The sequence below is a fragment of the Aeromicrobium tamlense genome (assembly GCF_013408555.1).
GTDB classification, from domain to species: domain Bacteria; phylum Actinomycetota; class Actinomycetes; order Propionibacteriales; family Nocardioidaceae; genus Aeromicrobium; species Aeromicrobium tamlense.
The window spans coordinates 540899-562315 of sequence record NZ_JACBZN010000001.1; the positions used below are offsets into that span (position 1 = coordinate 540899).

General features: G+C 71.9%; 25 protein-coding genes and 1 tRNA gene. 11 read left to right on the plus strand and 15 right to left on the minus strand.

Annotation, left to right across the window (positions count from 1 at the left end; genetic code table 11):
* Positions 1 to 13 precede the first annotated feature (13 nt).
* Positions 14 to 1069: a ketopantoate reductase family protein gene (locus tag BJ975_RS02740; RefSeq protein WP_179423407.1), complete on the minus strand. Its 1056-nt coding sequence runs from the start codon at positions 1067 to 1069 to the stop codon at positions 14 to 16.
* Between the two features lie 191 nt (positions 1070 to 1260).
* On the opposite strand from BJ975_RS02740, the gene BJ975_RS02745 reads away from it, so the two are divergent.
* From BJ975_RS02745 to BJ975_RS02760, 4 genes are all read left to right on the plus strand, one after another.
* On the plus strand, positions 1261 to 2118 hold the full coding sequence (locus BJ975_RS02745; protein WP_179423409.1) for an ABC transporter permease: 858 nt from the start codon (positions 1261 to 1263) through the stop codon (positions 2116 to 2118).
* Between the two features lie 5 nt (positions 2119 to 2123).
* On the plus strand, positions 2124 to 2864 hold the full coding sequence (locus tag BJ975_RS02750) for an ABC transporter ATP-binding protein (protein WP_179423411.1): 741 nt from the start codon (positions 2124 to 2126) through the stop codon (positions 2862 to 2864).
* Between the two features lie 57 nt (positions 2865 to 2921).
* Entirely contained in the window at positions 2922 to 4025 is a 1104-nt protein-coding gene (locus tag BJ975_RS02755) for an ABC transporter substrate-binding protein (RefSeq protein ID WP_179423412.1), read from the plus strand.
* Positions 4026 to 4089: 64 nt separating this feature from the next.
* On the plus strand, positions 4090 to 5181 hold the full coding sequence (locus BJ975_RS02760) for an LLM class flavin-dependent oxidoreductase (RefSeq protein WP_179423414.1): 1092 nt from the start codon (positions 4090 to 4092) through the stop codon (positions 5179 to 5181).
* A 21-nt stretch (positions 5182 to 5202) separates the two neighbouring features.
* Here BJ975_RS02760 and BJ975_RS02765 read toward each other — a convergent pair whose 3' ends face one another.
* The 3 genes from BJ975_RS02765 to BJ975_RS02775 all read right to left on the minus strand — a co-directional run bounded on the left by BJ975_RS02765 (position 5203) and on the right by BJ975_RS02775 (position 7860).
* On the minus strand, positions 5203 to 6072 hold the full coding sequence (locus BJ975_RS02765; protein ID WP_179423416.1) for a fumarylacetoacetate hydrolase family protein: 870 nt from the start codon (positions 6070 to 6072) through the stop codon (positions 5203 to 5205).
* Positions 6069 to 6902, minus strand: a complete 834-nt coding sequence (locus BJ975_RS02770) for a sulfurtransferase (protein ID WP_179423418.1) — start codon at positions 6900 to 6902, stop codon at positions 6069 to 6071. The genes BJ975_RS02765 and BJ975_RS02770 overlap by 4 nt, the downstream gene beginning before the upstream one ends.
* Positions 6903 to 6978: 76 nt before the next feature.
* On the minus strand, positions 6979 to 7860 hold the full coding sequence (locus BJ975_RS02775) for a LysR family transcriptional regulator (protein WP_179423422.1): 882 nt from the start codon (positions 7858 to 7860) through the stop codon (positions 6979 to 6981).
* A gap of 169 nt (positions 7861 to 8029) precedes the next feature.
* Between BJ975_RS02775 and BJ975_RS02780 the strand changes: the two genes are divergently transcribed.
* Complete coding sequence (locus BJ975_RS02780) at positions 8030 to 9364, plus strand: FAD-binding oxidoreductase (RefSeq protein WP_317628215.1); 1335 nt, start codon at positions 8030 to 8032, stop codon at positions 9362 to 9364.
* A gap of 230 nt (positions 9365 to 9594) precedes the next feature.
* Complete coding sequence (locus BJ975_RS02785) at positions 9595 to 9987, plus strand: hypothetical protein (protein WP_179423426.1); 393 nt, start codon at positions 9595 to 9597, stop codon at positions 9985 to 9987.
* Here the strand turns inward: BJ975_RS02785 and BJ975_RS02790 are convergent, their stop codons facing one another.
* The 3 genes from BJ975_RS02790 to BJ975_RS02800 all read right to left on the minus strand — a co-directional run bounded on the left by BJ975_RS02790 (position 9988) and on the right by BJ975_RS02800 (position 13404).
* The gene (locus BJ975_RS02790) at positions 9988 to 10554 is read right to left on the minus strand and encodes an NYN domain-containing protein (RefSeq protein ID WP_269303192.1); all 567 of its coding nucleotides are present in this window, start codon (positions 10552 to 10554) and stop codon (positions 9988 to 9990) included.
* A 193-nt stretch (positions 10555 to 10747) separates the two neighbouring features.
* Positions 10748 to 12955: a catalase/peroxidase HPI gene (gene katG, locus BJ975_RS02795; RefSeq protein WP_179423428.1), complete on the minus strand. Its 2208-nt coding sequence runs from the start codon at positions 12953 to 12955 to the stop codon at positions 10748 to 10750.
* A gap of 20 nt (positions 12956 to 12975) precedes the next feature.
* A complete protein-coding gene (locus tag BJ975_RS02800) occupies positions 12976 to 13404 on the minus strand; it encodes a Fur family transcriptional regulator (protein WP_179423430.1) in 429 nt (142 codons plus the stop codon).
* Positions 13405 to 13492: 88 nt separating this feature from the next.
* Between BJ975_RS02800 and BJ975_RS02805 the strand changes: the two genes are divergently transcribed.
* Positions 13493 to 13930: a nitroreductase family deazaflavin-dependent oxidoreductase gene (locus BJ975_RS02805; protein WP_179423432.1), complete on the plus strand. Its 438-nt coding sequence runs from the start codon at positions 13493 to 13495 to the stop codon at positions 13928 to 13930.
* A 97-nt stretch (positions 13931 to 14027) separates the two neighbouring features.
* Here BJ975_RS02805 and BJ975_RS02810 read toward each other — a convergent pair.
* Both BJ975_RS02810 and bcp read right to left on the minus strand, forming a co-directional pair.
* Positions 14028 to 14110, minus strand: a tRNA-Leu gene (locus BJ975_RS02810).
* Positions 14111 to 14145: 35 nt separating this feature from the next.
* Positions 14146 to 14622, minus strand: coding sequence for a thioredoxin-dependent thiol peroxidase (gene bcp, locus BJ975_RS02815; protein ID WP_179423434.1), 477 nt, complete (start codon positions 14620 to 14622; stop codon positions 14146 to 14148).
* A 47-nt stretch (positions 14623 to 14669) separates the two neighbouring features.
* On the opposite strand from bcp, the gene BJ975_RS02820 reads away from it, so the two are divergent.
* The 4 genes from BJ975_RS02820 (at position 14670) to BJ975_RS02835 (ending at position 16978) form a co-directional block, all read left to right on the plus strand.
* Positions 14670 to 14939: a DUF3618 domain-containing protein gene (locus BJ975_RS02820; RefSeq protein WP_179423436.1), complete on the plus strand. Its 270-nt coding sequence runs from the start codon at positions 14670 to 14672 to the stop codon at positions 14937 to 14939.
* Positions 14939 to 15259 (plus strand): GroES family chaperonin, encoded by a 321-nt coding sequence (locus tag BJ975_RS02825; RefSeq protein ID WP_179423438.1) that lies wholly within the window; start codon positions 14939 to 14941, stop codon positions 15257 to 15259. Before BJ975_RS02820 ends, BJ975_RS02825 begins: the two co-directional genes overlap by 1 nt.
* The gene (locus BJ975_RS02830; RefSeq protein ID WP_179423440.1) at positions 15256 to 16374 is read left to right on the plus strand and encodes an FUSC family protein; all 1119 of its coding nucleotides are present in this window, start codon (positions 15256 to 15258) and stop codon (positions 16372 to 16374) included. Before BJ975_RS02825 ends, BJ975_RS02830 begins: the two co-directional genes overlap by 4 nt.
* 340 nt (positions 16375 to 16714) lie before the next feature.
* The gene (locus BJ975_RS02835; protein WP_179423442.1) at positions 16715 to 16978 is read left to right on the plus strand and encodes a hypothetical protein; all 264 of its coding nucleotides are present in this window, start codon (positions 16715 to 16717) and stop codon (positions 16976 to 16978) included.
* A 68-nt stretch (positions 16979 to 17046) separates the two neighbouring features.
* Here the strand turns inward: BJ975_RS02835 and BJ975_RS02840 are convergent, their stop codons facing one another.
* From BJ975_RS02840 to mobA, 6 genes are all read right to left on the minus strand, one after another.
* On the minus strand, positions 17047 to 17916 hold the full coding sequence (locus tag BJ975_RS02840) for an HpcH/HpaI aldolase/citrate lyase family protein (protein WP_179423444.1): 870 nt from the start codon (positions 17914 to 17916) through the stop codon (positions 17047 to 17049).
* 10 nt (positions 17917 to 17926) lie between these two features.
* Positions 17927 to 18976 (minus strand): HpcH/HpaI aldolase/citrate lyase family protein, encoded by a 1050-nt coding sequence (locus tag BJ975_RS02845; RefSeq protein WP_179423446.1) that lies wholly within the window; start codon positions 18974 to 18976, stop codon positions 17927 to 17929.
* A gap of 163 nt (positions 18977 to 19139) precedes the next feature.
* The gene (gene arsC, locus BJ975_RS02850; protein WP_179423448.1) at positions 19140 to 19481 is read right to left on the minus strand and encodes an arsenate reductase (glutaredoxin); all 342 of its coding nucleotides are present in this window, start codon (positions 19479 to 19481) and stop codon (positions 19140 to 19142) included.
* A gap of 14 nt (positions 19482 to 19495) precedes the next feature.
* Complete coding sequence (locus BJ975_RS17060) at positions 19496 to 20626, minus strand: molybdopterin molybdotransferase MoeA (RefSeq protein WP_179423450.1); 1131 nt, start codon at positions 20624 to 20626, stop codon at positions 19496 to 19498.
* The gene (locus tag BJ975_RS02860; protein WP_179423452.1) at positions 20623 to 20865 is read right to left on the minus strand and encodes a DUF6457 domain-containing protein; all 243 of its coding nucleotides are present in this window, start codon (positions 20863 to 20865) and stop codon (positions 20623 to 20625) included. Before BJ975_RS02860 ends, BJ975_RS17060 begins: the two co-directional genes overlap by 4 nt.
* The gene (gene mobA / locus BJ975_RS02865; protein ID WP_179423454.1) at positions 20858 to 21415 is read right to left on the minus strand and encodes a molybdenum cofactor guanylyltransferase; all 558 of its coding nucleotides are present in this window, start codon (positions 21413 to 21415) and stop codon (positions 20858 to 20860) included. Before mobA ends, BJ975_RS02860 begins: the two co-directional genes overlap by 8 nt.
* Between the last annotated feature and the right edge of the window lie 2 nt (positions 21416 to 21417).

A 21417-nucleotide genomic window follows, 5' to 3' on the forward strand; every position in this document is an offset into this window, starting at 1 on the left:
TCTCCCCGCGCGATCAGGCGACCGGCGCGGCGGCGCGGTCGAGCAGCGCGCGGATCTCGTCGTCGCCCTTGGCTCCAGGCGGCAGGTCCTGCTCGACCGCCTCGGCGGTCAGGACCTGCATGGCCTCGTTCAGGGGCGTGGGCACGCCGTGGAGGCGACCCAGCAGCACGATCTCGCCGTTAAGGTAGTCGGTCTCGAGCGGCGCGTGGCGCAGGTAGCTCTGCAGCGTCGAATTGCCCGGGCGGGACCGCCCCGCGATGTCGCCCTCGAGCACTGAGTGGGGCCACAGGGAGATGCCGGACTCGATGGGGCTCAGCGGCGTGATCCCGATCGCGGCGAAGACGCGCAGCGCCTCCTGGCGCAGCCCCTCCTTGACCTCGTCGCGCAGGTCGCTCGGGGCGAAGACCGGCTCGAGGCCGTTGATCGTGTTGTAGCTTAGCTTGGAGGCCTTGATCGCGGTGATGTCCTCGACCGCCTGGAAGCCCAGGCTGGGGGCGACGGAGAGCGCGTCGACGATCGCGCGCAGCTCGTCGTCGACGCCCCGGGTCAGGTAGTGGCCGAGCCACAGCAGGACGCGCTTCTCGCCTCCGTAGTTCTCGATCTCGCCGACCCTCTCCTTGCCTCCGGGGCAGTAGATCGAGCCCGCGACGATGTGCGAGAACCAGCGCAGGGCGGAGCGGTCGGTGTTGAGGCCGTTCTGCACGGTCACCAGCGGCAGGTCGGTGCCGGCGCGACCGCGGCTGCCGTCGGCGCGCAGCACCGGGGCCCAGGCCCAGTCGCGCAGCGCCGCCTCGGCGTCCTGGGACTTCGTCGCGAGCAGCAGCACGTCGCGGTCGGTCAGGGTCAGCTCGGCGGGACCGCCCACCACGTCGAGCGGGACGGTCCGGGTGCCATCGGAGGTGTGGTAGATCAGCCCGCGGCTGCGGATGGACTCGAGCTCGGCGCCGCGCGCGACGGCCACCACGCGGGCGCCGTGGAGGTGGAGCTCGGCGGCGATCGTGCCGCCCGTGGCACCGGGGCCGATGACGATGATGCGGCGGTCCGATGCGGTGGGTGTCGGGTTCGACATGGGGAGGGGCCTTTCGTGGCGGGGTGCGGAGGTGACCCCATCGTGTGCGGGTCGCACGACACGCGTCCAATCACGATCGACGATCGTCACCGATCACGGATCGGCCTTGGACCCCAGTGAATTTACTTCCTAACGTCGTGGTGTCGAATCGTCCGCCCCAGGCCTGCTGGCCCGACCGTCCGGAGCACCCAATGACCACCATCACCACGCAGCAGCCGCCGGCCGCGGAGGCGCCCTCGCCGGGCGCCACCGTGCTCGAGCGGCTGTCCGTCGGTGCCGAGACCTCCGCCCGCCGGCGGCGCTGGTTCTCGCCGCGGAACCTGCTGCGCGCGGCCCTGCCGCTCGGCGCGCTGCTGGCCTGGCACGTGCTCAGCGAGACCGGCGTCATCCCGGCGCTCTACTTCCCCTCGCCGGTCACCGTCTTCGAGGCCCTGGGCGAGCTCGTCCGCAGCGGCGAGCTGCAGGCCGCGGTGCCGACGTCGCTGGCCCGCGCCGTGACGGGCCTGGGCATCGGCCTGGCGATCGGGCTGGTGTTCGGCGTCGCGAACGGGCTCGTGCGGATCTCCGAGGAGATCTTCGACTCCAGCTTCCAGATCGTGCGCCAGGTGCCGTTCATCGCGATGGTGCCGCTGTTCATCATCTGGTTCGGCATCGGCGAGTCGTTCAAGGTCATCGTGATCTCGCTGGCGTGCGTCTTCCCGATCTACATCAACACGTACCACGGGGTGCGGCACGTCGATCCCCGCCTGGTCGAGGCGGCCCAGGTCTTCGGGCTCTCGCGGCTGCGCACGATCGTCACCGTGGTGCTGCCGGCCGCGCTGCCCCAGATCCTCGTCGGCCTTCGGATGTCGATGGGCGTCTCCCTGTTGGCGCTGATCGTGGCTGAGCAGGTCAACAGCCGCAACGGCATCGGCCACATCATCTTCGTCGCCACCGGCGCCCTCCGGATCGACATCATCGCCGGCGCGATCCTCATCTACGCCCTGCTGGGAGTGGTGGTCGACATGATCATGCGCTTCCTCGAGCGACGACTCCTCCCGTGGAAGTGACGGCCATGACGACTCTCGACCTCACCACCGACCCCCGGCCCACGACGGACGAGCCCGCGGTCCGACTCCGTGGGGTCGACAAGCGCTTCGGCGACCGCGTCATCCTCGACGGCGTCGACCTGACCATCCGGCGGGGCGAGTTCGTGGCCCTGCTCGGCGCCTCCGGCTCGGGCAAGACCACACTGCTGCGCATCCTGGCCTCGCTCGACCGGGCCACCGAGGGGGAGCTCGAGGTCTCGCCCCAGCGCTCCGTCGTGTTCCAGGACGCCCGGCTGCTGCCGTTCCACAAGGTCTGGCGCAACGTCCGGCTCGGGCTGCGGCGCGACCGGGCTCCGCGCGAGCGGATCCTCGAGGCGCTCGCCGAGGTGGGCCTGCAGGACCATGCCGACGCCTGGCCCAAGACGCTCTCCGGTGGCGAGGCCCAGCGAGTGGCGCTGGCGCGGGCCCTCATCCGCGACCCGCACCTGCTGCTCCTCGACGAGCCGTTCGCGGCGCTCGACGCACTGACCCGGCTCCGGATGCACGACCTCGTCCTGGGCCTGTGGCGCCGCCACCGTCCCGCGGTGCTCTTCATCACCCACGACGTCGACGAGGCGATCCTGCTGGCCGATCGGATCCTCGTGCTCGACCAGGGACGGTTCGCGGAGGACCTGACGATCGACGTCCCGCGCGAGGAGCGTCGCGTGTGGTCCGGCTTCCTCGACACCCGGGCACGCCTCCTGCGCCACCTCGGCGTCACCCCCTGATCCCTGCGGCGCTCGTCGCAGTCCATCCCCCCGCACGAAACGAACAAAGGAACCGTCATGTCCCTCAGTCCCCAACGCCGACGTCGCACCGTCGGAGCCGCCGTGGCCCTCGTCGCTGCGATGGGGCTCGCGGCCTGCGGCGCCGACGCAGCGTCGGACGGCTCCGGGAAGACGTCCTCCGTGACGCTCACCCTGGGCCAGAACGACCCGTCGGTGAAGGTCCTGCTCCCCGCCTCGGGCGTCTTCAACGACGCGCCGTACGACCTCGAGTTCGTCGACTTCACCAACCAGGTCGACGCCTCCACGGCGCTGACCACCGGTGAGATCGACGGCTCCTTCCTCGCGCAGTACACCGTCGTCCAGGCCGCCGCCAACGCCAAGCCGACGTGGACGCAGAAGACGGCGCCCTACCGCACGATCGGCGTCCCGGCCTTCATCGACGTGGAGAGCCACGACCCGTTCGGGACGGTCTCCTCGGCGAAGTCGGGCATCACCGAGCTGACGGCCGAGTCGGTCCGGGGCAAGAAGTGGACCGCCTCGCCGGGAGCCACGAACTACCTGACGATGCTGCAGACGCTGAACCACCTCGGGCTGGGCATCGACGACATCGAGTACGTCCAGCTGGACAACGCCGCCGGCGCGATCGCGCTGCTCAACAACGAGGTCGACCTCGCGTCCGGCGCGTACTCGGCCTACATCGAGACGGTGAACGCCGGCGGTCACAACCTGGACTCGTCGCACGACGTCGGCCCCGGCAGCCCGAGCGCGCTCGTCGCGACGACGAAGTCGCTGGGCGACCCCGACAAGGAGGCCGCCTGGGAGGACTTCACCCGTCGCTACGCCGCCTACCGCGTGTGGGTCCTGGAGAACAAGGACGAGTACGTCAAGGCGCTGGTCGAGGCCAACAAGGTGACCGAGGAGGCCGCCGCCGCGCAGTGGCTGCAGTTCGGCCGCGGCGGCTTCGGCCCCGTCACGCCGGAGAACGTCGCCGCCGGCCAGGACATCGCCGACCTCGCCTTCGGGGAGGGGGTCATCCCGGCCGAGATCGACGCGTCGATCGGCTACGACGACCGCTTCACGGCCGCGATCGAGAAGGGCGTGGAGGAGAGCGGACTGGACGCCGCGATCGCCGCCTCGATCGAGGAGAACCCGGCGCAGTGATCCCCGCGCGGGCGGCCGGCACGGACACGTGCCGGCCGCCCGCGCCTCGTCCCAGGAGGACCCGATGAAGCTGTCCGTCTTCGATCTCAACCCCGTCTCCGACGGCACGACCGGCGCGGAGGCGCTGCGTGCCGTGGTCGACCTCGCCCGCAACGCCGAGGACTGGGGCTTCCACGGCTACTGGTTCGGTGAGCACCACCTCGGTCGCGGTCGCGTGGGGTCCGCCCCGGTCGTCCTGACGTCGCTCGTGGCGTCGCGGACACGCACCCTGCACGTCGGCACCGCGGTCGCGGTGCTGCCGCACTACCGGCCCCTGTCCCTCGTCGAGCAGGTCGGCACGATCGCCGAGCTGTTCCCGGGGCGCATCCACCTCGGCCTCGGCAAGGGGCTGACGCACGCCGTCGAGCCGACACCCGCACGGGTGACCGCCGCCATCGCGGCCCTCGCCGACCCCGATCGCGAGCCGCCCGAGCTCGAACGGGGCGACCACCCCACGCTGCTGCGCGAGCTGCTCGTCTCGAGCCCGTCCGACGCCGAGGGCTACGACACCTCGGTGCGTCAGGTCCTGAGCCTGCTGCGGCGGCCGATCGCGACGGTGGACGGGCAGCCCGTCCAGGCATCGCCCGGGCTCGGTGCTCCCGTGCGCCCCTGGCTCTTCGGGTCGTCGGGCGTGCCCAGCGCGCTGAGGTCGGCGGCGCTCGGACTGCCGTTCGTGGTCAACCACCACGTCATCGACGAGTCGCTCACCGAGGCCGTCACCGCCTACCGCGACGCGTTCACGCCCTCGGTGCACCTCGACCGGCCCCACGTGGCGGTGTCGGTGCACGCCGTGGCCGCGGACACCGACCGGCAGGCGCAGGAGGCGGCGCGGAGCTACCGTGCTTGGATCTCCGGTGTCCTGACGCGCGGCTTCTCCGACGTCGTGCACGCGCCCGACCACGCGATCCACGGCGACCCGTCGGCCCGGCACGAGAAGTCGGACGGACCCGTCGGGACCCGCATCGTGGGCACGGGTGAGGAAGTGGCCGATCGGATCGCGGAGTTCTCCACGGCGCTCGGCGCCGACGAGGTCCTCGTCAACACGATCGTCCACGGCGACAAGGTGAAGGCCCGCTCGTTCGAGCTGATCGCCGAGCACTGGGCCGCACGGACCTGAGCCCGTGCGCGGGCCCGGCCGTCAGGCCGGGTCCGCGACCACGAGGTGGGAGTGCCGGCCGACGCCGTCGATCTCGATCTCCACCCGGGCGCCCGCGCGCACGGGCGTGAGCGGAGCCTGGTCGAGCTGGCCGGGGCTGCCCACGAGGATGACGTCGCCCGGCAGCAGTGGGACCCGGTGCGACAGGCGCGAGACGATCTGCGCGGCCGAGAAGACGTAGTCGGCGGTCGTCCCGTCCTGGACGAGCTCGCCGTCGATCCAGAGCCGGATCCGCAGGGAGTCCAGCGGACCGACGTCCTCGAGGGCGACGACGTGCGGCCCGACCGGCGCGAAGCCGGGCAGGGACTTGGCCGGGTTGTAGTAGGTGGTGCCGGGCCGGTCGGGGTCTGCGGCGGGGATCGTCACGAAGGCCTCGGCGTCCGCGATGTCGGCGGCGGCGGTGACGCCGGCGACATGCTCGAGCGCCGTGTCCTCGTCGACGCGCCACGCCCGACGGCCGACGACGAGTGCGAGCTCGGCCTCGACGTATACCGCGTCGCTCGTCCGCGTGATCGCGTCGTCCGGGCCGGCAAGGGCGGACCGCAGCTTGGAGATGAAGCCGACGTCGTCGGGATCGCCGAGACCGAACTGGCGCAGCTTGATCCGCGAGTTGATGCCGACCGCGATGATCTGGCGGGGCTCGGGACTCGGGGGCAGCCACGCGGCGTCGTCGGCCACGTGAGCGGCACCGGCGGGGTCGATGGTTCGCGACCAGGCGACGAGCTCGTCCCAGCGCTCGAGCAGCTCGTGGGGGTCGCTCGGCAGGGCGCCGTCGCTGGCCTGCGCCACGTCGATCACGCCCTCGTCCGTGACCAGGACGCCGCGGCCGTCGAGGTTCCCGAGCCGTGTCATCGGGCGCTCGCCCCGGTCGCAACGGGCAGGTCGTGGTGGCTCCACTGCGACCACGAGCCCGGGAACAGTGCCGCGTCGAAGCCGGCGACGGCCAGCGCGGCGATCTCGTGGGCCGCGGTGACGCCCGAGCCGCAGTAGGCCGCGACCGGCTCGCCCTCACGGACGCCGAGGGCCTCGAAGCGCTCGCGCAGCTCGGCCGCCGGCAGGAAGCGCCCGTCGTCGGCGAGGTTGTCCCCGGTGGGGGCGCTGACAGCCCCGGGGACGTGCCCGGCCTTGGGGTCGATCGGCTCGGTCTCGCCGCGGTAGCGCTCAGCGGCACGCGCGTCGAGGAGCACACCGGAGGATGCGAAGTCCGCGACGTCGGACAGCCCCAGCACGGGCACCGAGCCGGGTCGCAGCGTCACGTCGCCCTCGGTCGCGGTGACGTCGTCGGTGGAGAGCGGGAGGCCGGCAGCCGTCCAGGCCGGCAGCGCGCCGTCGAGGAGCCGGACGTCGGCGAGGCCGGCCCAGCGCAGCAGCCACCACGCCCGCGCCGCGGCGAGATTGCCGCCGCCGTCGTAGGCGACGACTGCCGCGCCCTCGGTGACGCCCCATCGGCGTGCCGCGGCCTGCAGCGTCTCGACGCTCGGCAGGGGATGACGACCATCCGTGGGTGCGCCGTGCGACGCGAGCTCGGTGTCGAGATCGACGTACACGGCGCCGGGCACGTGGCCGGTCAGGTAGGTCGCGTGGCCCGGCGGCCCGCCCAGCGACCAGCGCACGTCCAGCACGACGGGTGGCCGGTCGGAGGCGAGGGCGGTGGCAAGGGCATCGGCAGAGATCAGGACCATGTCACCACGCTAGGAACGGCGTCGCGGCCGGTCCAATACGGATCCCGCATGCGTCCCCATCACGCCTCGCGATCGGTCAGACCGCGATGTCGAGCAGGTGGTCCGAGCTGAGTCGGGCGAAGAACGCCTCGCCCGCCTCGATCGCGGTCAGCTCGACCTCGGGGTCCAGTCCCCGGCGCGTGAGCATGTTGAGGCCGGCCGACCCGACGTCGGGGAGGTCGTCGCGCACCACGAGCCCCACGGGAGTGCGGCCGACGTTCGGCAGCAGGGCGACGCCGAGGCCCGCCCGCACGCCGGCGATGACGCCCTCGAGCGTGGACGACTGGCCGGCGACCGCGACGCGGTGGCCGTCGCTGCCGAGCGCGGTCAGGGCGCGCTCGCGCAGCGCGCACGGCTCCTCGAACGCGACGAGCGGGAAGGGCGCGTCGTCGGCGGGTGGCGTCCAGCCGGGGGCCGCGTACCAGTGCAGGGGCAGGCGCCCGATCTCGCGCCCTCCCTCGTTGCCGCGCGACGCGAGAACGAACGCGAAGTCGACGGTTCCCTTGTCCACCGAGTCGGCCAACTGGGTCGAGCGTCCGATCTCGAAGCGCGTGGTCACCTCGGGGAACGCGGCGTGCAGCGCGCGGATCATCTCGGGCAGCACCTGCTCGGCCGAGTGCTCGCTCGAGCCGACCACGACGACACGCTCGGAGCGGACCTGGAGGCGTTCCAACGCCTGGTCGTGGGCGGCCAGGACGGCGCGCGCCTCGCCCAGCACCTGCTCGCCGTCCGCCGTCAGCTTCATGCCGCGCCCGTCCTTGACGAAGAGCTTGCGCTTGAGGCTCCGCTCCAGGAGCCTGACGTGCTGGCTCAGGGCGGGCTGGCTGATGTGGAGCACGACGGCGGCCTTGTTGAACCCGCCGCACTCGGAGATGGCGACGAGGGTCCGGAGGTGGTCGAGGTCGAGCGTGGTGGCCATGGGCTCGACCGTAGGCGGGCGCGGCGGCGGTGAGCCCCGCGTCCACGATGCGGTACCACGTGGATGGCACTGCCTCTCTGGGGGCAGGCACGACCGATCACGCCCGGTGGGGTGCACCGATCAGCGATCGTTGTTGGACGACGGCGTGCGGGTCGGGCACGGTGGACCGGTGACCGTGCTTCCCCCCGGTGCCCTGACCGACCCTGCGGCCCGCGCGGCCGCGACCTCCGACCGCAGCGGACGTCCGGGGGCCGAGCCCCTCGCGGTCGTGCGCGCCGTCGACGTCGACCACGTCGTGGAGGTGCTGCGCTGGGCCACGTCCACGCGGACGCCGGTGGTGACCCGGGGCGGCGGCTCCGGCCTCGCCGGGGGAGCGGTCGCGACGCAGGGCGCCGTGGTCCTCGACGTCGCGGGCCTGGACCGGATCGTCTCGCTGGACCCGGTGGACGAGATCGCCGTGGTGGAGCCGGGCGTGATCACCGCCGACCTCGACGCCGCCGCGCGCGAGCACGGCCTGTTCTACGCCCCCGACCCCGCCAGCGCCCACCTCTCGACCATCGGCGGGAACATCGCGACCAACGCGGGCGGCATGCGCTGCGTGAAGTACGGGGTCACGCGCGACGCGGTGCTGGGGCTGGAGGTCGTGCTGGCCGACGGACGTCGGCTCGCCACCGGCCGCGGCACGCTGAAGGGCGTGACGGGCTACGACCTGACCTCGCTGCTCGTCGGCTCCGAGGGCACGCTCGGCGTCATCGTCGGCGCCACGCTGCGGCTGCGTCCCGTGCCCGTCGCGGAGGCCACCGTCGCGGCCAGCTTCGCCGACGTCGAGACCGCGGCCGCCGCGACCTCGGCCCTGGCCGCGGCCCGACTCGTGCCCTCGGTGCTCGAGCTGCTCGACGCCTGCACCCTGGCGACGATCGACGCGGCGCAGGGCACCTCCCTGAGCGCGCGCGGGGGAGCGCTCGTGCTCGCCCGCACGGACGGCCCCGATGCGGCTTCCCAGGCCTCGGCCGTCGCCGCGGTGCTCGGAGCGACCGCCACGTGGATCGAGCACACCGAGGACGCCGCTCGCGCGGACGAGCTGCTCGCGGCACGGCGGCTGGCGCTGCCCTCGATCGAGCGCTTCGGCCGCGCCCTGATCGAGGACGTCTGCGTGCCGCGCTCCAGGCTCGCCGAGGCCGTGCGCGGCATCGAGGCGATCAGCGCGGAGACCGGCGTCACCGTGCACACGTTCGCCCACGCCGGCGACGGGAACCTGCACCCGATCGTCTCGTGGGACCCGAGACTCGGCGACGAGGTGCCCGAGGACGTCCAGCTGGCCGCCGACCGCATCTTCGACCTCGCGCTGGAGCTCGGCGGCACGCTCACCGGCGAGCACGGCGTGGGCCTGCTCAAGCGCGAGCACGCCCGCCGCGAGCTCGGCGACACGGGTCTCGACGTCCACCGCGCGATCAAGCACGCCCTCGACCCCCTGGGCCTGCTCAACCCGGGCAAGGCCTTCTGACCCTCGTGCACGCCTCCGGCGCGCGAGATGTGTAGCGCTGCCCACCCTTTTCGCGGCGGATCCGAGGGAAAACGGTGGATGCCGCTACACATCTGGCGTGCCCGGGGGGTGCGGCTGTACGGCGGCGGCTGTCAGGCGAGCGGCCGCATGGTGAGACGGCTGGAAAGTGTCCGAGGCGCGTGGCTGACTGGGAGCTCGAGCCCACGAGCACACGCCTGGAGGTGACCGTCATGACCGAGCCGATTGCGAGGCCCGTCTCGCAGCTGCGAGCCGGCGACCTGATCGCGCCCGACGACGAGGGGACCGTCTACGTCGTGTGTGCGGTCTCGCAGCCCGTCGGCACCAGCCGCAGGGCCGAGCTCGTCGACGCCCGCACGGGTGAGGCCGGGCGCTGCGTCCGGCTCCAGCTGCACGACGCCGTGCTCACCGTCCCGGGACGCGCCCAGTGGGTGGTCGTCGCGGGCGGCGAGGCCTCCGAGTCGCTGCTCGTCGGAGCCGACTTCCACGCCGGCGACGAGCGTCACCACCTCACCACGTGGGACGTGGAGATCGACCTGCTCGGTCGTCCCGGCTGGGAGCAGCTGCGACGCGGACCCCGGCTGGAGGCCGCGCGCGCCGCGTGATCAGAGGAAGTCGCGCGGGTCGAACTCGTCGATCGGGATGACCTTGATGCGCGGCAGTGCCACGGTGAACGCGTCGACGTCGTGCTCGAGGTCGTAGCACTCCAGCCCGCGGGGCACGAGCGCGCTGAAGCGGGAGTTGCGGAACTCGTCGAAGCCGAGCACGGCCACGCGGCGCGAGCCGCTGACGAGCGCCTCGACCTGCGGGACGAAGTCGCCGTCGTTGCTCGCGAGCATGACGTCCGCGTCGCGCCGGGCGATCTCCTCCAGCGTGCGCTGGATGGCCAGGTCGACGACCTTCTGGTCGGGCGTGCCCGACAGCGGCACCGGACGGTAGCCGATCGACGTCAGCGCCTGCACGAACGGCATCGGCAGGTCGGTGTCGACCGCGAGGAAGAACAGGCCCTGGACGGGCTGGCTCCAGAGGTCCTCGGCGAACCGGAGCAGCCGGTCCCACCGCGGGCGCTCCTGCGGTTGGGGACGGCGGCCGAGGATCGACATGCCGAGGGTGGCGTCGATGTTCTCGCCGTCCACCAGCAGGTAGGTCTGGGAGCCCGAGTCGCTGTTCACGCTCCGAACCCTACGCGGCCGCGGGCGGTCGGTCCTGCGCGCGGCCTCCCCACTTCTGGAACGGGATGAACGCTTTCGATCGCGGGGAACGTGCAACCCGTTCCAGAAGTGGAGAGGGGCGGCGGGCGTCGGAGGCCGCGTACACGACGACGCCCCCGGGACCGAGGTCCCGGGGGCGTCGTGCGGAGGTGGATCAGACCAGGTCGAACCGGTCGAGGTCCATGACCTTCGTCCACGCGGCGACGAAGTCCCGGACGAACTTCTCCTGCGCGTCGGAGCTGCCGTAGACCTCGGCCAGCGCGCGCAGCTCGGAGTTCGAGCCGAACGCCAGGTCGGCGCGGGTGCCGGTCCAGCGGCCGTCCTTCGTCGCGAAGCGCGTGCTCGACGAGTCCGTGGCGGTCCACTGGGTGTCGATGTCGAGCAGGTTGACGAAGAAGTCGTTCGTCAACGTGCCGACGCGATCGGTGAGGACGCCCAGGTCCGAGCCGTCGTAGTTGGCGCCCAGCACGCGCAGGCCGCCGACGAGGACGGTCGTCTCCGGAGCGGTCAGCGTGAGCAGGTTGGCGCGGTCGATGAGCTCGTACTCGGCCGGCATGCCGCCCTTGCCCTCGTAGTTGCGGAAGCCGTCGTGGCGCGGCTCGAGGTGGCCGAACGACTCGACGTCCGTCTCCTCGAGGCTGGCGTCGACGCGGCCCACCGTGACGGGGACCGTGATCTCGACGCCACCGTCTCGCGCGGCCTTCTCCACCGCGGCCGCACCGGCGATCGCGATGACGTCGGCCAGCGAGACCGCCTTGTCGTAGGCGTCCGCGACGCCCTGCAGGACGTTGAGGACCTTCGCCAGCTGCGCGGGGTTGTTGACCGCCCAGCCGTTCTGCGGCGCGAGACGGATGCGGGCGCCGTTCAGGCCGCCGCGCTTGTCGCTGCCGCGGAAGGACGACGCAGCGGCCCACGCCGTGGAGACGAGCTCGGAGACGGTCAGGCCGGTCTCGAGGACCTTCGCCTTGAGCGCGGTGACGTCGGCGTCGCCGATGACCTCGCCCTCCCACGCCGGCAGCGGGTCCTGCCAGAGCAGGTCCTCCTGCGGGACCTCGGCGCCGAGGTAGCGCGCCTTCGGGCCCATGTCGCGGTGCGTCAGCTTGAACCAGGCACGGGCGAACGCGTCGGTGAACGCCTGCGGGTCGTTCTTGAAGCGCAGCGAGATCTCGCGGTAGGCGGGATCCTCGCGCAGCGCGATGTCCGACGTGAGCATGCGCGGCTCGCGGGCTCCGGAGCCGTGGGCCTCGGGGACCATGTCCGCGCCGCCGCCGTTGACCGGACGCCACTGGTGCGCGCCGGCGGGCGAGGTGAACAGCTCCCACTCGTACGCGAACAGGATGTGGAAGAACTCGTTGTCCCAGCGCGTCGGGTGGTAGGTCCAGGTGACCTCGAGGCCCGACGTGATGGTGTCGGCGCCGTGGCCGGTGCCGTGGTTGTTCTTCCAGCCCAGGCCGAGCTGCTCGATGGGAGCGCCCTCGGGCTCGGGCTCGAGGTTGTCGGCGTCGGCCGCACCGTGCGTCTTGCCGAAGGTGTGGCCACCGGCGATGAGCGCGACGGTCTCCTCGTCGTTCATGGCCATGCGGCCGAACGTCTCGCGGATGTCGCGGGCGGAGGCCAGCGGGTCGGGGTGGCCGCCGGGACCCTCGGGGTTGACGTAGATCAGGCCCATCTGCACGGCGGCGAGGGGAGCCTCGAGCTCACGGTCGCCGGAGTAGCGGTGCTCGTCGCCCAGCCACTCGGTCTCGGCGCCCCAGTACACGTCGGCGTCGGCCTCCCACACGTCCTCGCGGCCACCGGCGAAGCCGTAGGTCGGGAAGCCCATGGTCTCCAGCGAGACGTTGCCCGCGAGGATCATCAGGTCGGCCCAGCTGATCTTCTGGCCGTACTTCTGCTTGACCGGCCACAGCAGCCGGCGGGCCTTGTCGAGGTTGACGTTGTCCGGCCAGGAGTTCAGGGGAGCGAAGCGCTGCTGGCCGGCGCCCGCGCCGCCGCGACCGTCGGTCACGCGGTAGGTGCCGGCGCTGTGCCACGCCATGCGGATCATGAGCGGGCCGTAGTTGCCGAAGTCGGCGGGCCACCAGTCCTTGGAGTCGGTCAGGACGGCCGCGATGTCGGCCTTGACCGCGGCGAGGTCGAGCGAGCTGAACTCCGCGCGGTAGTCGAAGTCGTCGTCCATCGGGTTCCGGACCGGCGCGTTCTTGGCCAGGATGCCGAGGTTGAGGCGCTCGGGCCACCACTTGCGGTTCGCGTCACCGGCCACCGGCTTCGGCAGCTGGTTGTGCACGACGGGGCACTTGCCCTTCGCCTCGTCCGGGTCGTTGACCTCGGCGAGGATCGCGTCGTCGTGGTTCTTGTCAGACATGCTGGTCCTTTCGGGATTCGTCAGGCGTTCTGGGCAGAGCAGGAGGGGCACAGGCCCCAGAAGACGACCTCGGCCTCGTCGATGACGAAGCCGTGGTCCTCGGCGGGCGTGAGGCAGGGCGCGGCGCCGATGGTGCAGTCGATGTCGACGATGCGGCCGCAGGACCGGCACACGAGGTGGTGGTGGTTGTCGTCCGTGCGCGACTCGTAGCGCGCCACCGAGCCGGCTGGCTCGATGCAGCGGACGAGGCCCGCGTCGGTGAGGGCGTGCAGGGCGTCGTAGACGGCCTGGTGCGAGATCTCGGGGAGCGTCGACCGGGCGTGGTCGATGATCGTCGAGGTCTCGGCGTGGGGGTTGGCGGCGACGGCGTCCATGACGGCCGTGCGCTGGCGCGTGACCCTCAGCCCGGCGTCGCGGAGCGACTGCTCGATGGCGGGGGAGGAGGTCATGGCTCCACCCTAGGGGCTTTTCTTGAATCGATCAAGAAAAGGTCGCGGGTGTGTCGCGTCGCGAGGTGTGGCGCGGCAGACTGGGGCCATGCCGCTGACCGGAGAGTACGAACCGAGCACGTCCGAGTGGGCCCGCACGCAGGCCGAGACCTACGAGGCCACGGACGGGCGTGAGGCCAATCTGCTGCAGGGGGTGCCGATCATCGTCCTCACCAGCGTGGGTGCGAAGTCGGGCAAGCTGCGCAAGACCGCGCTCATGCGCGTCGAGCACGAGGGCGAGTACGCCGTCGTCGCCTCGAAGGGCGGGCACCCGTCGCAGCCCAACTGGTACTGGAACCTCAAGGCGAACTCGCACGTCGAGCTGCAGGACGGGGCCGACAAGCGCGACTACCGCGCCCGCGAGCTCGAGGGTGAGGAGTACGAGACCTGGTGGGAGCGCTCGGTGGCCGTGTGGCCCGACTACGCCAACTACCAGAAGAAGACCGACCGGAAGATTCCCGTGTTCGTGCTCGAACCGATGAGCTGAGTCGTGCTCGAACCGATGAGCTGAGTCGTGCTCGAACCGATGAGCTGAGTCGTGCTCGAACCGATCGGCTGAGCGCGCTGGAGCGCATCTGATCGGGTGCCGGTGACAGGAATCGAACCTGCACGCCCGTGAGGACACCAGGACCTAAACCTGGCGCGTCTACCGTTCCGCCACACCGGCAACGGCCCCAGCGTAGGGCCGCGTGACCGCGACCGTCAGGCCGCGTCGAGGCCGAGATCGCGTCGCAGCTTCGCGACGTGACCCGTGGCCTTCACGTTGTACTGCGCGAGCTCGACCTTGCCCTCGTCGTCGATGACGAAGGTCGAGCGGATGACGCCCTCGACGACCTTGCCGTAGAGCTTCTTCTCGCCGAACGCGCCGTACGCACCGAGGACCTGCTTGTCCGGATCGGACAGCAGCGTGATCGACAGGCCGTCGCGCTCGCGGAACGTCGCGAGCTTCTCGGGCTGGTCGGGGCTGATGCCCAGCACGTCGTAGCCCTCGGCCTGCAGCCGGTCGATCGAGTCGCTGAAGTCGCAGGCCTGCTTCGTGCAGCCCGGTGTCATCGCGGCGGGGTAGAAGTAGACGATCACGCGGCGGCCGCGCAGGTCCGAGAGCGTGACGGTCTTCCCGTCGTCGGTCGGGAGGGTGAAGTCGGGGGCCGGATCGCCGGGCTGCAAGCGGGTCGTCATGGGCACTATCCTGACAAGGCACCCCGCACCGAACCGAGAGGACTCCCGTGGCACGAGGAAATGCGGACCCCGCCCAGGCGTCCCCCGACGAGATCGTCGACGAGCTCGAGGTGCTGCTGACGCGGCTCAGCGGCAACATCGACGAGCTCGTCGATCGCGTGAAGCCCGGCAACATCGCCAAGCGCCAGGTGCAGCGGATCAAGGACTACTTCGTCGACGAGGAGACCGGTCCGCGATTCGAGCACATCGTCCCGGTCGTCACCGGCACGGTCGCCACGATCGCCGGCTTCGCGGTGCTGCGCCGACTCCTGAAGTGATGGACGCCAAGCTCCCGATCCGGATGCTGCACGACCGGCTCCTGGTCTCGCTCGACAAGGAGGCCGGCGACCGCCGGTCGTCCGGCGGCATCGTCATCCCCGCCACCGCGGCCATGGGCCGCCGGCTGGGCTGGGCACGGGTCGAGGCCGTCGGCTCGCAGGTCCGGACGGTCGAGGTCGGCGACCGGGTCCTGTTCGACCCCGACGACCGCGCCGAGGTGGAGGTGCGCGGCGAGAGCTTCATCCTGCTCCGGGAGCGCGACCTGCACGCGGTGGCCTCCGAGCGGATCGACGAGGGCCAGACCGGCCTGTACCTGTGAGCGATCGCGACCGGCTCCCGTTCCGCCGGTTGCGCCTGCCCCGCCTCGAGGTCACGCTGCAGGACCGGCTCACCCGGGTGCGTCGCAGCTGGCGCATGCTGCTGCGGATCGCTCTGTCCACCGGTGCCGCATTCGCCATCGCCACGTACGTCCTGGGCCACAGCCAGGCGTTCTTCGCGCCGATCGCGGCGGTCATCACGCTCATGGGCGGCGCCGGACGGCGCCAGCGCGTCGTCTTCGAGCTCGTGCTGGGCGTGGCCTTCGGCGTGCTCGTGGGCGAGATGCTGATCCTGGCGATCGGCCGCGGCGCCTGGCAGATGGCGCTGGTCGCGTCCCTCACGGCCGTGGTGGCGATGCTGTTCAACCTGCGCGGCATGGCGCTCACGCAGGCCATCAACTCGGGCGTGCTGCTGGCGGCGATCGTGCCGCTCGCGGGCGCCGCCAACCCCGCGGTCAGCCGCTTCATCGACGCCCTGATCGGCGGCCTGTGCGGCTTCGCGATGCTGCTCGTGCTGCCGCGCAACACGCGCCGCGACATCGACGAGGGTCTGCAGGAGCTGCTCGCCGGACTCACCGGCGTGCTCGAGCGGATCGCCGCGGCGATGCGCAGCCAAGACGCGCAGCTGGCCGACGCCGCGCTCGCCGAGGCGCGCGACGCACAGCCGGTCATCGAGTCGCTGCACGCCACCGCCGCGAACGTCAGCGAGATCGTGCGACTCGCTCCGTTGCGCTGGAAGGAGCGGGCCGACGTGGAGCGCTACGCCGGCAGCGTCAACGACCTCGACAACGCGCTGCGCGACGCCCGCGTGCTGGCGCGACGCGTCGCCTCGATGCTCCGGCACGGTGAGCGTGCCCCCGACGGGCTGGCCCGCTCCGTCGAGACGCTCGTGGAGGCGGTGCGCATCTACGCCGACGAGTACGCCTCCTCGGTCGACCTCGAGCGGGCGAACGAGCGACTCGTCGAGGCCTCCGACCTGGCGATGCACGCCATGGCCGAACGGCTCACCGTGAACACCGCCTCGATCGCGGCCCAGGTGCGGTCGCTCGCGGCCGACCTGCTGATGGCCGGGGGAGTGCCGCGCACGGCCCTCGACGACCTCCTGGACGTGGACTGATGGAGCCGCGTCACCTGCTCGCCGAGCTGCGCCGGCGCCTCGCCGAGCTCGTCCATGACGACGAATCCGAGGAAACGCCGCCGGAACCCTCGACAGACGAGGATTGATCCACTAGTTTCGACAGGTCGCTCCGACCGGAGTGACTCGTCACACAGACGCAGGAGGTGAGCACCGATGACCCCGTTCCTCGTGTTCACGAACGCCGCCGGGCGCTCCTCCGTCGTGTTGCTGACCTAGTCGACTTCCTTCTGTCGACACGTATCACCAGCCGCTTCGGACGCTCGTCCGGAGCGGCTCTTCTTTTGCCCACCACCCACACGAATCAGAAAGGAGGCGCGTCATGACCACGACTCTCACCCACCTCATGCCCGCGAACACCACCACTGCCCCGACACCCGTCCCGAACTCCGGGACCGTCCACGCGGAGGCGACCACGGGAGAGGAGGTGACCTCCATGTCGTTGTTCGACCTGAAGATCAAGCCGCGACCGCGCCCCGATCTCGATCGCGTCGTGGTCCTGGAGCGGGTGAAGCACCGTCGACGCGCGCAGCGCCAGACCCGTTCCGTCTACAGCCAGGTGTGGGGCGTTCGCGCCAACCGCTGACTGACACGCCACGAGGCGCGTACCCGGACTCTCGTCCCGGTACGCGCCTCGTTCGCGTTCCTGCGGCGTCAGCGGCCCTGCAGCGCCTCGGCGTAGGCGAGGATCCGCTTCGCGTCGCGGATGTGCAGCTCCTCGATCATCTTGCCGTTGTACGTGGCGACGCCCTTCTTCTCGGCCATCGCCTCGTCGAACGCCGCGATCATGCCCTGGGCGCGCTCGACGTCGGCCTCGCTGGGCGCGAACGCCGCGTTGGCCGGCTCGACCTGCGAGGGGTGGATCAGGGTCTTGCCGTCGAAGCCCATCTCGCGACCCTGGCGGGCCTCGGCCGCGAAGCCCTCGTCGTCCTTGACGTCGTTGTAGACGCCGTCGATGACGACCTTGCCGGCGGCGCGGACGGCCAGCAGGGTCCAGGACAGGGCCGTGAGCACGAGCGGGTTGCGGCCCGGGACGTGCAGTCCGTAGGTCTCGTTCACGATGTCGTTGGTGCCCAGGACGATCACCGTGAGGCGGTCGTGCGCCGCGGCGATCTCCTCGGCGTGCAGCAGGGCGGTGGGCGTCTCGATCATGGCCCACAGCTGCGTGTGCGCCGGGGCACCCGCGGCCTCGAGGGCGGCGACCAGGTCGCGCACCTGCTGGGCCGACTCGACCTTGGGCACGAGGATCGCGTCGGGGCCGGCCTTCGCGGCCGCCGCGACGTCGTCGTCGTGCCACTGCGTGCCGATCGAGTTCACGCGGATGGCCAGCTCGCGGTGGCCGTACTCGCCCGAGGTGACCGCGGCGCACACGTTGGCGCGACCGGTCTCCTTGGCGTCGGGGGAGACGGAGTCCTCGAGGTCGAGGATCAGCGCGTCGGCGTCGATCGACTTGGCCTTCTCCAGCGCGCGCTCGTTGGCGCCCGGCATGTAGAGGACGGAGCGGCGGGGACGGATCTCGGTCATGTCAGGCTCCTCAGAGGTCGTAGGCCGCGGCCAGCTCGGGGTCGCGCTCGGCGAGGGACTTGGCCAGGTCGAGCATGACGAGGCACTGCTTGCAGGAGGCGTCGTCCTCCATCTTGCCGTCGATCATGACGGCGCCCGAGCCGTCGCCCATCGCCTCGACGACGCGCTTCGCGTGCGCGACGTCCTCGGCGCTGGGGGAGAAGACCTTCTTGGCGATGTCGATCTGCACCGGGTGCAGGCTCCATGCGCCGACGCAGCCGAGCAGGAACGCGTTGCGGAACTGGTCCTCGCACGCGACGACGTCCTTGATGTCACCGAAGGGGCCGTAGAACGGGAGGATGTCGTTCATCGCGCAGGCGTCCACCATGCGCGCGATCGTGTAGTGCCACAGGTCCTGCTGGTACGTGGTGCGGCCGACGGTGAGGTCCTCGCCGGTCGGGTCCTGGCGCACGATGTAGCCGGGGTGGCCGCCGCCCACGCGGGTGGTCTTCATGCGGCGGCTCGCGGCGAGGTCGGCCGGGCCGAGACTGATGCCCTGCATGCGCGGGCTGGCCGCGGCGATCTCCTCGACGTTGGCGACGCCCTCGGCGGTCTCGAGGATCGCGTGCACGAGGATCTGGCGGTCGAGGCCGGCGCGGGCCTCGAGCTGGGCCAGCAGGCGGTCGACGTAGTGGATGTCCTGGGCGCCCTCGACCTTCGGCACCATGATGACGTCGAGCTTGTCGCCGATCTCGGTGACCAGCGTGATGAGGTCGTCGAGCACCCACGGGGAGTCGAGGCTGTTGACGCGGGTCCACAGCTGCGTGTCGCCGAAGTCGGTGGCCTTCGCGATGTCGACCAGGCCCTGGCGTGCGGCCTCCTTCTTCTCGGTCTTCACCGCGTCCTCGAGGTTGCCGAGGATGATGTCGACCTTCTTCGCGATGTCCGGCACCTTCGCGGCCATCTTCTCGTTGCTCGGGTCGAAGAAGTGGATCATCCGGCTCGGGCGGAACGGGACGTCGGAGCTGGGCTTCGGGGCGCCGACGGCCAGCGGACGCAGGAAGGCACGAGGATTGCGCACGGGAACTCTCTTCCGTGGGAGTCAGGGTCGGGGCCAGTATGGCGCGCCGCGCCCGGACGGGCGCGACGGGTCCGGGCTCACGGCCCTCCGCCAGCCCGAGATTTGCTCCTTGATCCACCTTTGAGAGGTCCTGAAAGGTGGATTGAGGAGCAAATCTGGGGACTCAGAGGATCTCGTCGACCGACTCGATCGGCCGGGCCAGTCGCGCGCCCTTCTCGGTCACGACGAAGGGTCGCTCGACGAGGATCGGGTGCTCGACCATCGCGGCCAGGATCTGATCGTCGGTCGCGTCGGCGAGGCCCAGCTCGCGGTAGAGCGGCTCGCGCTTCCGAGCGGCCTGGGCGGGGGTGAGCCCGGCCGCGGCGAAGAGGTCGCGCAGCTGCTGCTCGGTCCAGCCCTCGTCGGCGTACTTCACGATCGTCGGCTCGACGCCGGTCTCGCGGAGCCGGTCCAGCGTCTTGCGCGAGGTCGTGCAGCGGGGATGGTGATAGATGGTCGCGTCCACGTCTCCGACGGTACTCACCAGACGCGGGCCAGCACAGGGACGCGCTCTCCAGCCGCGAGCCCCGGGCTCGGGACCACGGCCACGGCGTCGGCGTCGGCGAGGCCGCGCAGCATGTGAGGGCGGCTCGCTCCCGCCGGGACGAGGCCGTCGGACGTGCGCACGGCGGGCACGAGCGTGGTGCCGGCCCGGCCTTCGAACGCCGCGGCGGCCACCTCCTGCTCGAGGCGGGGGAGCGGTACGTCCGTGAAGCCCGCGACGAGCGCCGGCACGAAGGACAGCGCCGTCAGCGCGGCGGCCAGCGGGTTTCCCGGCAGCGCCAGCCAGGCGCGGCCGTCGGGCAGGACGGCCAGCGAGACCGGGTGACCGGGACGCATGTCCACACCGCGGAACCGCACGTCGGCGCCGAGCCGGTCCCACGCGGACTCGATCGGGTCGGCGGAGGAGCGTCCGGTGCCACCGGCGCTGACCACGAGGTCGGCGTCGCTGCGCCCGACCTGGGCGACCAGCGCGGAGACGTCGTCGTGGACGCGCTCGTGATGCGAGGTCTTGGCGCCGAGCGCCGCCAACAGCGGCGGCAGCATCGGGGTCATGACGTCGCGGACCTGTCCGGCCGCGGGAACACCCGCGCCGATCAGCTCGTCGCCGGTGACGAGCAGGCGGACGAGCGGCGCGTGGCGCACGCGGACCAGGTCGTGCCCCGCGGCGGACAGCACCGCCAGCCGCGCGGGCGTCAGCACCGAGCCGGACGCCACGATGACGTCGCCCTCCTGCGCCTCCTCGCCCGCGGGCCGGACGTGGCGACCGGCCGGGGGAGCATCGCCGTGCAGGAGGTCGCCATCGACCTCACCCCACTCCGACGGGAGCACGGCGTCGGCGCCCTCGGGCGGCACGCCGCCGGTGACGATGGGCCGGGCGTGCCCCGGCTCGAGCGGCCCGTCGGTCGCGTCGATCCGCCACGGACCCGAGCCCGCCACGGCCCAGCCGTCCATCGCCGAGGTCGCGGCATGGGGGACGGGTCCGAGCGCGCACAGGTCGGCGGCGGTGGTGGTGCCGAGGGCGCCGTGCACGTTGAGGTCGGTGGGCTCGGCCGGGCGCACGGCCGCACGGGCCAGCTCCCGGGCCTGTTCCCAGGACGGGTCGGTCACGCGAAGTCCTCGGCCGCCCGCTCGGCCCGCGCGATGAGCTCGGCCATGCTGTCGGCGCCGGCATCGGCGCGTCCGGCGGCGTAGCCGACGAGGAAGGTCGTGAGCGGCGCCGCGGGCCGCACGACCGAGTGCGCTGCGGTGCCGGCCAGGTCGAGCAGCGCCTCCGGGTCCGCCTGCGGGTCGATGCCCAGCTCGGCGGTCAGCGCCTGCCACCAGCGGGTCAGGGTCTCGTCAGTCATCGGCGTGCTCCTCCAGGTCGTCGGGCGTGTCGACGTCGGCACCGGCCGCGGCGTCGACGGGGACGTCGACCGGGTCGAGCCGGCCGATCAAGGATCGCAGGGACGCGCCCTCGGTGGGCGCCGTCGCGACGGCCGCCGCGAGGTCGCCGACGCGCACGACGCAGGCGGCCCACTGGCGGCGGCCGCCGGGGTCGACGGCGACGCGGTTGCCCTCCCCGCCGCGAAGTGCGGCGACCAGCAGGTCGGGCCGGACGAGGTCGGCCGCCAGCACGAGCACCTCGCCGTCCGTGTCGGGCGGAAGCGCTGCGAGCCCGGTGGCCACGGCATGCGCCGGTCCGGCGAAGGGCGGGTCCTCGCGCACCCACGCGACCTCGCGCTCGAGGTCGAGCCGGCGCCAGGGGCCGACCACGACCACCCGATCCGCCTGTGATGCCGCAGCCACGGCGTGGGCCAGGAGGGGGCGTCCGCCGACCGGGACCATCACCTTGTCGATCCCGCCGAGTCGGCTCGCCCGTCCGCCCGCGAGGACGATCGCGTGGAACGGGGCCATGT